The following is a 12,999-nucleotide window of genomic DNA, read 5'->3' as shown; positions in this document are numbered from 1 at the left end:
GCGGGGGCTAATGGCCGGCAAAGGCGCAAAGCGCGTGGATCGGCATGCCCATCGTCTCCAGCCGGTTGCGACCGCCAAGATCGGGCAGGTCGATCACAAACGCGCAACCGATCACCTCGGCACCAAGGCGGCGGCACAGCTTGATCCCGGCTTCGGCTGTGCCGCCGGTGGCCAGCAGGTCGTCCACGATCAGCACACGTTCGCCCTGATGCAGCGCGTTGTCATGGATTTCCATCACCGCCGCGCCGTATTCCAGCTCGTAGGCCTCAGAGATGACGGCACCGGGCAGCTTGCCCTTCTTGCGGACCGGGACGAAGCCGGTGGAAAGCTGATGCGCCACGGCGCCGCCCAAAATAAAGCCCCGCGCCTCAAGCCCGACAACCTTGTCGATGCGTTCGCCGGTATAGGGGTGCAGCAGTTGATCCACAGCCATGCGAAAGCCCCGCGCATCGGCGAACAGGGTGGTGACATCGCGAAAGATGATCCCCTCATGAGGGAAATCGTGAATGCTGCGGATATAGTCGCTGATAGGTTTGCTCATTCGGGGCGTTCCATTTCGAACAGTTCGGTTACGGCGGCATAGTCCCGGTATCCCAGTCTGGCGATCCAGCCGCCTGCGGGGCGCGGATCGAACCGACCGTCGATGATGCAGTCGTTGCGGATATGAATGCCGGTCACGACACCGAGGACGACGAAATTGGCGTTTCCGGCCAGCGGCACGATACGGGTCATGCGGCATTCCAGCGAGGCGGCGGCATCCGCCACGCGCGGGCAGCTAATGCTGTCGCATTCGGCGGCCTTGATGCCTGCGGCCTGAAATTCGCTTTGACCGGCGGGCAGGGGGGCAGAGCTGGCATTCACCTGATCGCGCAGATCGCCCGTCGCGATATTCACGCAGAAGACACCGCTTTCGGCAATCTGGCTGATGCTGTCCTTGGTGCCCCGGCGGTCGCGTTTGGTCCCGGTCGAGGCGAACATGACCTGTGGCGGCGCATAGGCGATGGCGTTGAACAGGGAATAGGGGGACAGATTGTCGCCCAAGTTGCCCCGCGTCGAGATCCAGCCGATGGGCCGGGGGGCGATGATCGCGTTGAAAGGGTTGTGGGGCAAGCCGTGGCCGGCTTCGGGGCGATAAAACATCGGTTTGCCTTTCCCGTTGATTGCGCACAAACTGCCATCGCTTTTCGGCTTCTGCAATGTTCCGCCTGCGGTCCGGGCGTGCTAAGGGCGCGAAAAACCAAACGGAAGCCATGTTTGAGATCTGCCCCGAAACGCCTGCCGACGAATACGAGGTCGAGACGCTGTATGACCTGTGCTTTGCGCCGGGACGAACGGCGCTGTCGTCCTATCGTTTGCGCGACGGGGTGCCGCCCGTGGCCGGTCTGTGTCTGGTGCTGCGCGATTCGGGTGGGAGCATGCTGGCCGCGATCCGCTATTGGCCGGTGCGTGTGGCTGGCCAGCCGGTGCTGCTGCTGGGGCCAATAGCGGTGCACCCGATTGCACAGGGCGAGGGGTTGGGCGGGCTGTTGATGCGCGATAGTCTGACCCGTGCACGCAAGACCGGATGGGGGCGGGTGCTGCTGGTGGGCGATGAACCCTATTATTCGCGCTTTGGTTTTCACAGGCTGGAGGGGGTCCGGATGCCTCCGCCGACCAATCCTGACAGGGTTCTGGGGCTGGAACTGCAACAGGGTGCCTGGGCGGGCGTGACCGGTGCGGTAACGCGTGAAACGCCGGTCGGTCTGGCAAAGCTGGCGGCGGCTTCCCATATCCAGACGGCATGTGTCGAAGTCGAACATCCCAGAGGCCCAAGTGATGACACCCCGTCCGCAACTCGTCCTGCCGCCGATCACCGACCCGACGGTCCATGATCAGATCGACCGACTGGCGCGGCGCTATGCCGATGCCGGCGGATTCGGGATGGAGGTCATGGGTATCGTCGGCAGCAGCGCCGAGGGGCTGTTCGAACGCCTGCCCGAATTTCTGCGCCTGCGTATGGACCGGCTGACCCGCGCCGCGCTTGGGCGTGCCTTTGACGCGGCCTCGGGGTCGCGCCGGGTGCTGCGGGATCGTGGTGAGTGGTTCAACCGGCTGGCCTCGGCGATCAGTGGCGCGGCGGGGGGCGCGGGCGGAATCGCGGGCGCGGCGGTCGAACTGCCGGTGACTGTGACGCTGCTGCTGCGGGCGATGCTGGACATTGCGGCAGAGCACGGGCTGGACCCCGACAGCGACGAGGTTCGCAAGGAATGCCTGCGTATCTTTGCGGATGCCGGTCCCATGGCCGAGGATGATGACACCGATCTGGGTCTGCTGGCGGCGCGGATGTCGGTGACGGGCCAGTCCATTCAGGCGCTGATCACCCGCGTTGCGCCGCGCCTGTCGGTGGCCCTTGGACAAAAGCTGGCCGCTCAGGCTGCGCCGGTGCTGGGTGCTTTTGCGGGGGCGTCGATCAATTACACCTTCGCGCGGTATTATCAGGAACTGGCGCGGGTGCATTTCGGCATCATGCGGCTGGCACAGGAAACCGGCATCCCGCAAGAAGCGTTGATAGAGGCATTGCAGATCTCGATCAGCCGGATCGAGACCGGGCGAAAATAGTGTTCACGCGGCGCAGATTCCGGGCCGGCGGCCAGTGCGGATCGTGATTCGCGCCGCCAGTTTCGTGGACCGGTCTGCCTGACCCGAAGGCAGAAGCACGGCCTTCCATAAGTCAAGCACAGCCATCGGCGAGAAATCGCCCTGAATCATATGGCGTCGGCGGAAAATGCCGACGGCGCGAGCAAGCCCCCCGAGGCAATTGTTTTGGCCAATTTGTGCGCACAAGTTGCATTTTTATCACGGTTTTTGGCGAGGTTTTGGTTGAAAAGGCTCGAAACGCGCAACCAAATAGGCTAAAATAGGTTAACGGCGTGCGAAGTTATGCACGTTTCGGGCTTTTCCAGTGCCAGTGTGAAAAATTATGTATCAAGTTCGCCGCCCCCGTCCGGTCACCCTTCGAAAAATCGCCTCTTTTTTTGCGCAGTGGCTCGTGCCGCGCGGGCGCGGGGTGTCAGCATCTCGTGTTGACGTTGGCCATATCCCGCCTAGCAGCAGCCCCAGCATTTGCTGGCCTGCGCTGTCACAGTATCCTTAACTCCGCTAATCAACAGAAGTTTGTGCGGGCTCTTTTGAGAACCAGGAGATATTTTGAATGAACATTAAACCAAGTGCGCTTTTGTTGGCATTGCTCTTGTCGGGTGCGCCATCCTGGGCATCCACGGTGGAGAGCTTTGACCTTGTCGTGCGCTATGAGGGAACCGGATATCGCAATGTCGAGATCTGGGACAATTCATTGTCGACCGTTTATCAGGGGCCGCATTTGCGCCCCGGCGAAGATACCTGGGGATTGCCGGATTTGCTGCCGGTAAGTCAGATCGGAAGCGAATTTACCTTTACCGCTACTGCTACGATCCCCGACAATATTGAATGGAATTATGACGATCCGGCCTTTCCTTACAATAACGCGACCGTAACCTGCAGTTTCGCAGGTGCGTTGCCCTGCGACCCGAACTGGGCCGAGACGGGGCTGAAACTGGGTAAGGGAACGTCTTATGTCTGGGACACTGTGGACGGGGTAAGGGCAGACGGTACACTGACCTATGCCACCGTCACGGATGACTACCAGCTATGGGACAACGCGGCGCAGGGGCTTTCGGCGTATTACCGGGATCCTTATGCGGCCTTCACGATCGTCAGCCAGGCGCCGGTCTTGCTTCCGGATCGGATGGCGCCGATGACGTCGACTCCGGTGCCCTTGTCTGCGGCGTTGCTGCCAGCGGCGCTGGGGATGATGGCTGCGGTGTCGAGGCGGCGGCGCAAGAAAGCGTCGTAAAGCCGGTACCCGCGCCCCGCTTATTCAAGCGCAAGCGGGGTTGCCGGTGCCTCAAGATCATCGGTTGAAAGACCCTGAGACGGGCGCGCCAGTCGCGCCCGTGTTACCCAATGCAACCGTTCCTGCGCCCGCGTGATCGCGACATAGGTCAGGCGTTTCCACAACGGGATCCCGGCCTCTGTCCGGTTCGACCACGCAGCGGCGCTGATGTCGGGCGCAAAGACTTGCACGTCGGGCCATTGGCTGCCCTGCGATTTGTGGATCGTTACCGCCGCGCCATGCAGAAAGGCGGCCCCCATGCGCGCGGCATAGGGGATGAAAGGTTCGTCCTGTTCAGGCAGTTCGATCTTGACGATGCTGGCCGCCGACAGGCGCGGATCCTCGGCCCCGATGACATGCAGGCGCGAGAAGCCGGGCTTTTTGCCCGGCCCCAGATAGACCACCTGCGCGCCCTTGATCAGGCCTCGCGCCTCAAGATCGATGCGCTTCTTGCGGTATTTCAACGGCAGTTCCAGCCCGTCGCAGATCAACGGTTCGCCCGGTAGCAACGCGTCGCCGGGTGCACCATAGGCCGCGCGGAAAGCGTGAATCAGCCGGATGCGGGTGGCATTGCGCCAGACCAGCACCGGGCTGCGGGCCATCAGGTCGCTTTCGACGCGTTCGGCCCAGATCACCCGACCGTCGCGGCGGGCCGCGTCGCGGACCATCGCCTCGAAGGCGTCGAAACTCAGCCCGTCATCGGCCAGCGCATGCGCCAGGTCCAGGATCGGGCTGTCATCGGCCTGCCGGTGAATGCGGTGCAGGGTCAGCCGCTGGCTTTCAGCCAGCCGGTCAAAGACCATCTCGCCCGATTGCCCGACCGGGGCAAGTTGCGCCGGATCGCCAAACAGGACCAGCACCGGGAAAATTTCGCGCAGATCGTCGAACTGTCGTTCGTCCAGCATCGAGGCCTCATCGATCAGGCCGATATCCAGCCCGTCCTCGCGCCGTTTCCAGCCCTGAATGAAATCCGACCCGCGCAGCCCCGCCGCCGCCAGCGCGCCAGGGATCGAGGCGTGCTGGTCATAGAACGCCTTGGCGCGGTCCAGCGCCTCGTCGGTCAGGGCGTTGATCGAAGGACGATCGCCTTCGCCGGTCAACCATTCGGCGATGCGTTCATATTCAGGGTCATAGACGGGGGTGTACAGGATGCGGTGAATGGTGGTTGCGGGCACGCCGCGCGTGCGCAGCACGAAGGCGGCCTTGTTCGTCGGGGCCAGAATGGCGACGGTGCGGCGGTCCTTGCGGCGGCGACCTTCGTAATCGGCGCTGATGATGTCCACCCCCGCCTCACGCAGGGCGCGGGTGATTTCGGACAAAAGCAGCGTCTTGCCCGACCCCGCCTTGCCGACTATTGCCATCACCCGGCCCTTGCCGGGCTGGGGCGGGCTGATTTCCTCGGCCACCAGATCGACCCCGGCATCGTGAAACGTGGCCGCCAGCGCGTCCCAGGCATCGGCCTGATCAGGGGAAAGCGAAGGCACGGAACTGGGGACTGGGCTGGTCATGGCCAAGGCATAGCGTGGCGTGACGGGAAAGCGAAGGGGGCGCGTCGGGGCCGGGGGCTCCACCCCATACTTTTGGATAGGATCCTAGCCTTTTAGCGCAGGGACTATCCAATTGCTCCTATCCGCACACAGACGGATTTGAGCTATGTTCTTCTTACGAGATCAGAGCCTAGAAACCGGAAACGACCCAATTAAACTCCTGAAGGTCAAGGTCATTTCCCGTCCCCCTCTCCCCCACTTCTTCGCTCTGGTCTCGGTCTGATTTGTGATCTGACAATAAGAGAAGTCCGTCACATACGTCGTGGGCCCGGCACAGCGGCCTGCGTGCCCAGGCGGACCGGGATCGCGGAACGGGATTGAAGCCACCCGCCAGAGGTGGCACCGGGCGGCATTTGTCGCATCACCGGAGCCCACGGGCAGAAATGGCGCCGCCTGTTCGCAGCCGGTGCCAATTTTTTTTTGTGCCGTCCCTTGAACCGCCCGGCCCAATTCCTGCCGGATGCGCGATCAGTACCAGCCGCGCCCTGCCGCACTACAAGGCAGCAGCGGCATGGTACAAATCCGCCGCTGCTTTTGACTGGCCCGCGCGTGTATCATGCGCGACTCCGGGGACCGGAAGTTTCAAGATAAGGGAGGTAGGACGAAAAGGACGATCAGATGATCGAACTGATTTTTGTAACCTGTCTGTCAGCCGCCCCGGCAAGCTGTCAGGATCGCAGTTTGCTGTTCGCCGATGAGATGGGCCTGATGACCTGCATGGTACGTGGTCAGGCCGAGATCGCGCGCTGGCTGGACCGCCACCCGCGCGAGAGGGTACGCGCATGGACATGCCGCGTGCCGCGTCAGGACGGGGTGTCGATCTGATGCCACAGGCTCGGTCTGGTTGCCTGATTCCGTGCCAGGCCCGCCGTTCAGCCGTAACTGTCTCGGTCGTTCCGGCGGCATCAGGGTTTGCGTAACCGACATGCCAAAGGGGCAACGCGCGGCTGGCCGGCGGTGCCCCTGAGGCTGCGCCTGGTTGCGGGCCGGATCAGATCCGGCCCGCCTCAAGCGCGTCCTCGAAGGTGCGCAGGCCGGTGGTCGGCGATTGCACCAGAACGGCCATATTGCCCGGCTTGTGCTGGTTTTTGTACATCTTCATATGCGCCTGCGGAATTTCCGCCCAAGGGAAAACCTCGGACATGCACGGGTCAAGCCGACGTTCCAGCATCAGTTTGTTGGCGGCGCTGGCCTGTTTCAGATGTGCGAAATGGCTGCCCTGCAGGCGCTTTTGATGCATCCACATGTAGCGCACGTCGAAGGTACAGTTAAAGCCGCTGGTGCCTGCGCAGATCACCACCATGCCGCCCTTTTTGCACACCAGCGCCGAGACGGGGAAGGTTGCCTCGCCCGGATGCTCAAAGACGATATCGACATTGTTGCCCTTGCCGGTGATGTCCCAGATCGCCTTGCCGAACTTGCGGGCCTCGGTGAACCATTCCTTGTATTCGGGCGTGTTGACCTTGGGCAGTTGCCCCCAGCATTTGAAATCCTTGCGGTTGATCACGCCCTTGGCACCCAGACCCATGACAAATTCGCGCTTGTCTTCTTCCGAGATGACGCCGATGGCGTTGCCGCCTGCTGCGTTGATCAACTGGATCGCAAAGGAACCCAGCCCCCCCGACGCGCCCCAGACCAGCACGTTATGGCCGGGTTTCAGTTCATGCGGTTCATGCCCGAACAGCATGCGATAGGCGGTTGCCAGCGTCAGCGTGTAGCAGGCCGATTCTTCCCATGTCAGATGGCGCGGGCGCGGCATAAGCTGCTGGGCCTGCACGCGGGTGAATTGCGCGAACGAGCCGTCGGGCGTTTCATAGCCCCAGATGCGCTGGCTGGGCGAAAACATCGGATCCCCGCCGTTGCATTCCTCGTCATCGCCGTCGTCCTGATTGCAATGAACCACAACCTCGTCGCCGACTTTCCAGCGCGTGACCTTGTCGCCCACCGCCCAGACGATGCCCGCAGCGTCAGAGCCGGCGATGTGATAGGGGGCCTTGTGGCCGTCGAACGGGCTGATCGGCTGACCCAGACCGGCCCAGATGCCATTATAGTTGACGCCTGCCGCCATCACCAGCACCAGAACCTCCTGGCTGTCGATGGTGGGTGTTTCGACCACCTCAAGCTGCATGGCCTGAACGGGTTCGCCATGGCGTTCTCGGCGGATCGCCCAAGCATGCATGGTTTTCGGCACATAACCCAGAGGGGGCATCTCGCCGATGGCATACAGATCCTTTTCAGGCGCGTCATAGGGTGCGATCGGGGTCGGGGCATCAAGGGCCATAAGCATCTCCTTCGTCTTGCCGCGGCGCAGAATCGCCGGGATTGCCGGCATGGTCCTACGCTGCAAAGCGTAATATTGCAACCGAAGCCGTGCAGATTTTGTAATAATCTGTCCCAAGCCTCATGCACATTGCCGCGATGCGGCACCGGGTGCCGCAGAATTGCGCAGCCCGCTGACCGGCCCGGTCCGGATTATGTGGCGAATTGCCGTGACGGGCGAGGCAGCCAGCCGTTCACCAGCTTTGCCGTTGCCGGGGATTGCATGATCAGGACATAAAACAACACCGGCAATCCCACGCCAGCGGCGGTTCCCGCGACAAGATGCAGCGCCGTATTCTCGATACCCGCCATCGCAAGCAGCCTGCGAATGGCCGAGGTCGCCAGCGGGTGATAAAGATAGATAACGAAAGACGGGGCGGCCATCCAGGCCAGCCATCCGCAATGCGGCACAATCACAATCGCCAGACAGGCCGCCAGCGGGATCAGCGGCTGGTGAAGGCCGCTTGCGATACCTGCCGTCAGGAACACCAGTGCGGCCAGCGCGGCATGCCCGCGATGCGCGCAGATCGTGACGCGATATTGCCATATCAGCATCCCCGTCGCGAAACATGGCAGCAGCGCGATTGCGTGGTTCACGGCCAGAATGCGGGATCCCAGACGAAAACCGGCAAGATCGCAGATCAGCCCCAGACACAGCAGAAACCAGCCCGCGCCGCTGACGCTGACAGCGGAGACCAGCCCTGCCACGAACAGGATGACCAGCAGCGCGTGCAGGAACCAGAAATGCGCATAGGGGTAAATCGCCAGATGCCACAGCGGCGTGACCGGCTGAAAAATGGTCGCGACCAGTTTCGTCCCGGTCACGAAAAAGATGATCGCAACCGCTCCGGGAATGGCCAGCCGCCCCAGCTTTCCAAGCAGAAAGCCACCGAAATCGTGAAAACTGACGGGTTTCATGGCGAATACCATCCCGGAAATCGCCATGAAGATCGGCATATGGACATATACCAAGGCGTCGGAAAAGCTTCGCAGCGGATTGGGAGCGGCGATCCTGAGACCGCCTTCAGCCGATGAACCGATGACGTGATATAGAACGACCAGAAGCAAGGCCGCGCCGCGGACGGTATCAATCGCAAGCGGTCCCTTCCGAAATGCAAATAGTTTCCCCAACGTCACAGCACGCCCCTGCTTCATGCAAATTCAGGTTACTATACGGTGCCGGGTCAAGAGTTAAAGTATTTTGTACATACATATTATTTCAGCGGCCCTGACAATCCATCCGTGTCAGCCCCGCCAAACCCGCACCGATCCCGCGCGGCCCGTGTTTCGGCGTGGCACCAAGGCCCTGCATTGGCCGGATCAATCGGTGGTTGGCAAGGGATATTATGGTTTGTGGTAAAGGAAAGGGCTTTTGCGCGTGCCGCAGCGCAGCGAATTGACATTGTCATGAAGTTTCGAATAATCATGCGCCCTAGCAACAATGTTTCACGCCTGCTTCAGGAGCCAGCGATGAGCGACACCGACACCCGGAGCATTCAGAAGGACAAGCCGTGGCTGTTCCGTACCTATGCGGGGCATTCGACGGCGGCAAAGTCAAACGCGCTGTACCGGACCAACCTCGCCAAGGGGCAAACGGGGCTGAGCGTGGCCTTCGACCTGCCGACCCAGACCGGCTATGACAGCGATCACGTTCTGGCGCGGGGCGAAGTCGGCAAGGTCGGCGTGCCGATCTGTCATCTGGGCGACATGCGCACGTTATTCGACCAGATCCCGCTTGAACAGATGAACACGTCGATGACGATCAATGCCACCGCTCCATGGCTGCTGTCGCTGTATATCGCGGCGGCCGAGGAACAGGGCGCTGACATTGCCGCGCTGCAAGGCACCGTCCAGAACGATCTGATCAAGGAATATCTGTCACGCGGCACCTATATCTGCCCACCCAAGCCATCGCTGGCGATGATCACCGATGTCGCGGCCTATACGCGTGAATATCTGCCGAAATGGAACCCGATGAATGTCTGTTCCTATCATCTGCAAGAGGCCGGGGCGACGCCACAGCAGGAACTGGCCTATGCGCTGGCGACCGGAATCGCGGTTCTGGACGATCTGAAGGGCAAGGTGCCCGAGGCGGAATTTCCCGAAATGGTCGGGCGGATCTCGTTTTTCGTGAACGCGGGCATCCGGTTCGTGACCGAAATGTGCAAGATGCGCGCCTTTACCGAATTGTGGGACGAAATCACCGCGGAACGTTATGGCATCGCGGATGAGAAATACCGCCGCTTTCGCTATGGCGTGCAGGTCAACAGCCTTGGTCTGACGGAACAGCAGCCCGAAAACAACGTCTATCGTATCCTGCTGGAGACGCTGGCGGTGACGCTGTCAAAGAATGCGCGGGCGCGGGCGGTGCAACTGCCGGCCTGGAACGAGGCCCTGGGCCTGCCGCGCCCCTGGGATCAGCAATGGTCGCTGCGGATGCAGCAGATCCTGGCCTATGAGACCGATCTTCTGGAATATGGCGACCTGTTCGACGGCAACCCGGTGATCGCGGCGAAGGTCGGGGAACTGAAGACCGGCGCGCGGGACGAGCTGAAGCTGCTGGACCAGATGGGCGGGGCGATCGCGGCAATCGACTATATGAAGGCGCGGCTGGTCGAATCGAATGCCGAGCGTCTGAACCGGATCGAGGCGAATGAAACCGTTGTGGTCGGGGTGAATCGCTGGCAGCAGGGCGAGGATTCGCCTTTGACAGCGGGGGATGGCGGCATCATGGTGGTCGATCCGGCGGTGGAACAGGATCAGATCGACCGTTTGCGCGCGTGGAGGGGGGATCGCGACGAGGGGGCCGTCGAGGCCGCCCTCGCCGCGCTGCGCCTTGCCGCGCAGACCGGTGCCAATGTCATGCCATATTCCATTGCGGCGGCGAAGGCGGGTGTGACCACCGGCGAATGGGCGGGCGTCATGCGCGCCGTACATGGCGAATATCGTGGCCCGACCGGCGTTTCGGCCAGCCCGTCCAACCGGACCGAAGGGCTGGAGGACATCCGCGAGGCCGTGAATGCGGTCAGCAAGCGGCTGGGGCGGCGGCTTAAATTCGTGGTCGGCAAGCCCGGTCTCGACGGTCATTCCAACGGCGCCGAGCAGATCGCCTTTCGTGCCCGTGACTGCGGGATGGATATCACTTATGAGGGCATCCGCCTGACGCCGGAACAAATCGTCGCCCGCGCGGTCGAAGAGGAAGCCCATGTCATCGGGTTGTCCATCCTGTCGGGCAGCCATCTGCCGCTGATCGAAGAGGTGATGCAGCGCGTCGGCGCGGCGGGGATTGGACATGTGCCCGTCGTCGTGGGCGGTATCATCCCCGATGAGGATGCGAAGCGCCTGCTGGCGATGGGGGTCGCGCGGGTCTATACGCCGAAGGATTTCCAGTTGAACACGATCATGATGGATATCGTGGCGCTGGTGATGCCGGGGGCGGAGGCGGCCTGAACCGCCCGCCCCGCCCCGGACTTGCCGCCGCGATCAGCGGCGGGCCAGCTTTTTCTCGATATATTCGCGCAGTTCCTCGACCTCGACACGGCTTTCGCGCAATCCGTCCATGGCCGTCTGCAATTCCGATTCGGTCCCGGCCAGCCGCGAAAGCAATCTGGCCTCGCGCGATTCAAGCTGGCTGACCGCGTGATCGCGGGCCTCTTCGGCCTCATGCAGTTGCTGCGCCATGCGGTCCAGTTCGCCCATATCGGCCTTGGTCGCACGGGTCAGACGATGCACGATCCAGCTTGCGGACCAGCCAAGAACAAAGGCGGCGAACAGGATGACGGCGGTGACGGTGATGAATTCGGTTCGGTTCATGGCGCGGCGGTGTCACTGTCCCCGGTCTGATCCGATGCCGGGCGCGGGGCCGGGCGCGGAGTGGTTTCGTCTGCGATCTGCACCGGTACCGTAGTGTTTTCCCCGGCCGCGTCCAGTGGCTGATCGGCCTTGCCTTCGCCGCCCGTATCCTCTGGCCCGCCTTTTTCGGGCCCGGCCGCCGTATAGGGTGGAATGGTCAGCGTTTCAGCGGTGGCACCGACCGAATCGGCGTGGTTGGTCACGCCGCTGACCGTAACCGGCGCAGGCAGGGGCTCGTTCTGCACCGGAATGTCCGAAACAAGACGAAATTCGATCCTGCGATTCGCCTCGCGGCCGGCGTCGCTGTCATTGCTGGCGATGGGCTGGCTTTCGCCATAGCCGCGTGCGGTCACATTGACGATGTCGATCCCTGCCTCGCCCATAGCCTTGACCAGCGCCTGTGCGCGCGACCGCGACAGGCTGGCATTGAACCCTTCGGAACCCTGAGAATCGGTGTGGCCTCCCGCCTCGATCCGGAAGCTGGCGCAGTCCTTCATGACCTCGGCCAGCTTGTCCAGCGTCGGGGCGGGATCCCCGGCGATGGTGGCCTTGCTGGGTTCAAAGCCCATCTCGGATTCGGACATGATGATGTTCAGCCGACCCACGCATTCCTCGCCATCGGGCAGGCCCAGTTCCGGGTCCAGCCGCCGGTCATAGCGTATTGACAGCTCATAGGCGGCCCCCGCGCCAAGGCGGCGTGCCAGCAGGCTGGCCGCGCGGTCGGTGGCGCGCGGATCGCCCGAAGTGCCGTTCAGCCGTACCAGATCGGGCGTTACCCGTGCCTGGCCGTCGTCCAGCACCGCTATCGCCTCAAGCGCGGCGATCACGCGGACCGTCCAGCCCGAGGGCACCGTCTCGTCGCTGCGCAGATTGCCCTGCACCTTCGCAAAGCGCGCGCGGGCAAAGCTGTCCACGGCCTCGCGCATGCGCTGATCGGCGATGCGTCCGCGAATGGTCAGATCACCATCGTCCAGCGTCGCGGCGAACTCGACCGGGCCCTGATCGGCGTCGGCAGCCTGCTCCTGCTGCGCCTTGAGCGAGAACATCCGGGGCAGGGCCTGTTCCAGATTGCCGACCACCTCGTCCAGGCGGTCGCGGTTGGTTCCGGTCGGGGCGGACAGCGCGATTTCCGCGTCCGAGATCGTCACCGATCCCCGCCCAAGCGCCGCCACGGCCTGAATCGCGGCTACTGCGGCGTCCGCCCAGTCAGGGGTTGGCGCCCCGAGGGCAAGCGTGCAGTCGGGCGTGCCCGCCGCACCCGCGCGCACCGCCGCCTCTTGAATGCGGCTGCGACCGGTTTCGTTATCGGCGGCGCAGGCGTCGAAATGCGGGCCCTTGTCATCAATGATGACGCGCAGGGTAAAGGGGGTG

General features: G+C 62.7%; 12 protein-coding genes. 5 read left to right on the top strand and 7 right to left on the bottom strand.

The window, feature by feature from the left end; genetic code table 11:
* Window positions 1-7: 7 nt before the first annotated feature.
* Both ACK5L9_RS10745 and ACK5L9_RS10740 read right to left on the bottom strand, forming a co-directional pair.
* Window positions 8-541, bottom strand: a complete 534-nt coding sequence (locus ACK5L9_RS10745) for an adenine phosphoribosyltransferase (RefSeq protein ID WP_416911460.1) — start codon at window positions 539-541, stop codon at window positions 8-10.
* Entirely contained in the window at window positions 538-1,140 is a 603-nt protein-coding gene (locus ACK5L9_RS10740) for a flavin reductase family protein (protein ID WP_416911459.1), read from the bottom strand. The genes ACK5L9_RS10745 and ACK5L9_RS10740 overlap by 4 nt, the downstream gene beginning before the upstream one ends.
* 110 nt (window positions 1,141-1,250) lie before the next feature.
* On the opposite strand from ACK5L9_RS10740, the gene ACK5L9_RS10735 reads away from it, so the two are divergent.
* From ACK5L9_RS10735 to ACK5L9_RS10725, 3 genes are all read left to right on the top strand, one after another.
* Window positions 1,251-1,871 carry a GNAT family N-acetyltransferase gene (locus ACK5L9_RS10735; protein WP_416911458.1) on the top strand — a complete coding sequence of 207 codons (621 nt, stop codon included), beginning with the start codon at window positions 1,251-1,253 and terminating at the stop codon, window positions 1,869-1,871.
* Complete coding sequence (locus ACK5L9_RS10730) at window positions 1,816-2,598, top strand: EcsC family protein (protein ID WP_416911457.1); 783 nt, start codon at window positions 1,816-1,818, stop codon at window positions 2,596-2,598. The genes ACK5L9_RS10735 and ACK5L9_RS10730 overlap by 56 nt, the downstream gene beginning before the upstream one ends.
* A gap of 592 nt (window positions 2,599-3,190) precedes the next feature.
* Window positions 3,191-3,871 carry a hypothetical protein gene (locus ACK5L9_RS10725; protein ID WP_416911456.1) on the top strand — a complete coding sequence of 227 codons (681 nt, stop codon included), beginning with the start codon at window positions 3,191-3,193 and terminating at the stop codon, window positions 3,869-3,871.
* A gap of 20 nt (window positions 3,872-3,891) precedes the next feature.
* On the opposite strand, the gene ACK5L9_RS10720 is transcribed toward ACK5L9_RS10725, so the two are convergent.
* A complete protein-coding gene (locus ACK5L9_RS10720; protein WP_416911455.1) occupies window positions 3,892-5,418 on the bottom strand; it encodes an ATP-dependent DNA helicase in 1,527 nt (508 codons plus the stop codon).
* Window positions 5,419-6,075: 657 nt separating this feature from the next.
* On the opposite strand from ACK5L9_RS10720, the gene ACK5L9_RS10715 reads away from it, so the two are divergent.
* Window positions 6,076-6,282, top strand: coding sequence for a hypothetical protein (locus ACK5L9_RS10715; RefSeq protein WP_416911454.1), 207 nt, complete (start codon window positions 6,076-6,078; stop codon window positions 6,280-6,282).
* A 166-nt stretch (window positions 6,283-6,448) separates the two neighbouring features.
* Here ACK5L9_RS10715 and ccrA read toward each other — a convergent pair whose 3' ends face one another.
* Complete coding sequence (gene ccrA, locus ACK5L9_RS10710; RefSeq protein WP_416911453.1) at window positions 6,449-7,738, bottom strand: crotonyl-CoA carboxylase/reductase; 1,290 nt, start codon at window positions 7,736-7,738, stop codon at window positions 6,449-6,451.
* Between the two features lie 191 nt (window positions 7,739-7,929).
* Complete coding sequence (locus ACK5L9_RS10705) at window positions 7,930-8,931, bottom strand: acyltransferase family protein (RefSeq protein ID WP_416911452.1); 1,002 nt, start codon at window positions 8,929-8,931, stop codon at window positions 7,930-7,932.
* Window positions 8,932-9,246: 315 nt separating this feature from the next.
* Between ACK5L9_RS10705 and ACK5L9_RS10700 the strand changes: the two genes are divergently transcribed.
* Entirely contained in the window at window positions 9,247-11,226 is a 1,980-nt protein-coding gene (locus ACK5L9_RS10700) for a methylmalonyl-CoA mutase family protein (protein WP_416911451.1), read from the top strand.
* A 33-nt stretch (window positions 11,227-11,259) separates the two neighbouring features.
* On the opposite strand, the gene ACK5L9_RS10695 is transcribed toward ACK5L9_RS10700, so the two are convergent.
* Both ACK5L9_RS10695 and ACK5L9_RS10690 read right to left on the bottom strand, forming a co-directional pair.
* Entirely contained in the window at window positions 11,260-11,589 is a 330-nt protein-coding gene (locus ACK5L9_RS10695) for a hypothetical protein (protein WP_416911450.1), read from the bottom strand.
* A partial coding sequence (locus ACK5L9_RS10690) for an OmpA family protein (RefSeq protein ID WP_416911449.1) occupies window positions 11,586-12,999 on the bottom strand: 1,414 nt, incomplete at its 5' end. The genes ACK5L9_RS10690 and ACK5L9_RS10695, both read right to left, overlap by 4 nt.

Origin of the sequence: Paracoccus sp. (in: a-proteobacteria) (assembly GCF_047973135.1) — a bacterium.
Lineage (GTDB): Bacteria > Pseudomonadota > Alphaproteobacteria > Rhodobacterales > Rhodobacteraceae > Paracoccus.
The sequence above is the reverse complement of the archived record's forward strand: the minus strand, read 5'-3'. Positions and strand labels throughout refer to the sequence as shown.

Coding starts and splice junctions, on each gene's coding strand:
- ACK5L9_RS10740 (WP_416911459.1), bottom strand. CDS start 1,140: ATGTTTTATCGCCCCGAAGCCGGCCACGGCTTGCCCCACAACCCTTTC.
- ACK5L9_RS10715 (WP_416911454.1), top strand. CDS start 6,076: ATGATCGAACTGATTTTTGTAACCTGTCTGTCAGCCGCCCCGGCAAGC.
- ccrA (WP_416911453.1), bottom strand. CDS start 7,738: ATGGCCCTTGATGCCCCGACCCCGATCGCACCCTATGACGCGCCTGAA.
- ACK5L9_RS10745 (WP_416911460.1), bottom strand. CDS start 541: ATGAGCAAACCTATCAGCGACTATATCCGCAGCATTCACGATTTCCCT.
- ACK5L9_RS10695 (WP_416911450.1), bottom strand. CDS start 11,589: ATGAACCGAACCGAATTCATCACCGTCACCGCCGTCATCCTGTTCGCC.
- ACK5L9_RS10735 (WP_416911458.1), top strand. CDS start 1,251: ATGTTTGAGATCTGCCCCGAAACGCCTGCCGACGAATACGAGGTCGAG.
- ACK5L9_RS10730 (WP_416911457.1), top strand. CDS start 1,816: ATGACACCCCGTCCGCAACTCGTCCTGCCGCCGATCACCGACCCGACG.
- ACK5L9_RS10700 (WP_416911451.1), top strand. CDS start 9,247: ATGAGCGACACCGACACCCGGAGCATTCAGAAGGACAAGCCGTGGCTG.
- ACK5L9_RS10705 (WP_416911452.1), bottom strand. CDS start 8,931: ATGAAGCAGGGGCGTGCTGTGACGTTGGGGAAACTATTTGCATTTCGG.
- ACK5L9_RS10725 (WP_416911456.1), top strand. CDS start 3,191: ATGAACATTAAACCAAGTGCGCTTTTGTTGGCATTGCTCTTGTCGGGT.
- ACK5L9_RS10720 (WP_416911455.1), bottom strand. CDS start 5,418: ATGACCAGCCCAGTCCCCAGTTCCGTGCCTTCGCTTTCCCCTGATCAG.